This window comes from Nocardia sp. NPDC004722 (assembly GCF_053601505.1).
Genome location: NZ_JBSGBY010001123.1, coordinates 1 through 1,025, shown reverse-complemented (window position 1 = coordinate 1,025; position 1,025 = coordinate 1). Strand labels below are relative to the sequence as shown.

The following is a 1,025-nucleotide window of genomic DNA, read 5'->3' as shown; positions in this document are numbered from 1 at the left end:
CTGCGAGTACTCGCTGTCCGCGGCGATCGGCGGCGGCGGGGTGTCGTAGCTGCGACGCCACAGCATGAACTGGTCGTTGCCGTACTGCTCCTTGGTCTCCGCCTTGTTCTTGCCCTGCAGCGCGCCGTAGTGACGCTCGTTCAGGCGCCAGTCGCGGACCACCGGAATCCAGTGCCGGTCACAGGCGTCGAGGGCATTGTTGGCGGTGCTGATGGCACGGCGCAGCAGTGAGGTGTAGACGATATCCGGGAGAATCCCGGCCTCGGCCAGCAATTCACCGGCACGCTTGCCTTCGGCGACACCCTTGTCGGTGAGGCGAACGTCCACCCAACCGGTGAACAGGTTCAGGGCATTCCATTCGCTCTCGCCGTGGCGCAGAAGCACAAGGGTGTACGTCATGGATGCATCCTCCCACGTGGCGATCCGCCTGCATCCCCGGCCCTCACGCTGCGGTTATACGCCCCCGGGCACCGCGACTACGCGCCTCCGAGCGCGAGGATCGCCGCGCCTTGCAGGGTGGCTTGATCGGTCAGTTCGGAAGGCACCACCCGCAGTTCGCGCAGGAATTTCAGGCGCGCGTGCGCGGCGGCGGCTTCCCGCAGCGGACCCCACAGCAGCTCACCGGATTGCGCGAACCCGCCGCCGATGGCGACCAGATCCGTGTCGAGCAGGGCGGCGGCCGAGGCCACGGCCGTCCCGATAGCGGTGCCCGCCCGCTCGAGCGCGGCCACGGCGATCGGCTCCCCCGTGTGCGCGGCGGCGGAGAGTTCGACCCCGGTGGTCCCGGTCCACCCCTGCCGCCGGGCCCAGCGCACCGACGATTTACCGCTGGCCACCGCCTCGACACAGCCGAAACCGCCACAGGCGCAGGGCTCTTCCTGCCCCGGCACCACGATATGCCCGACGTGACCGCCATTCCCGGTGCGGCCCATGACGACCCGGCCGTCGGAGATGATGCCGCCGCCGATCCCGGACGACACCGTCAGCGCGAGCACATTGTCTACCCCGCGCGCCGCACCCAGCCG

At 69.7% G+C, this 1,025-nt stretch carries 2 protein-coding genes; both read right to left on the bottom strand.

Translation table 11 applies throughout. The annotated features are described in order from the left end of the window. Positions 1-399 (bottom strand): 2,3-bisphosphoglycerate-dependent phosphoglycerate mutase (locus ACWELQ_RS46245; RefSeq protein WP_452403280.1); only part of this gene is annotated, 399 nt, incomplete at its 3' end. Between the two features lie 77 nt (positions 400-476). After that, positions 477-1,025 (bottom strand): ROK family protein (locus ACWELQ_RS46240; RefSeq protein ID WP_452403279.1); only part of this gene is annotated, 549 nt, incomplete at its 5' end.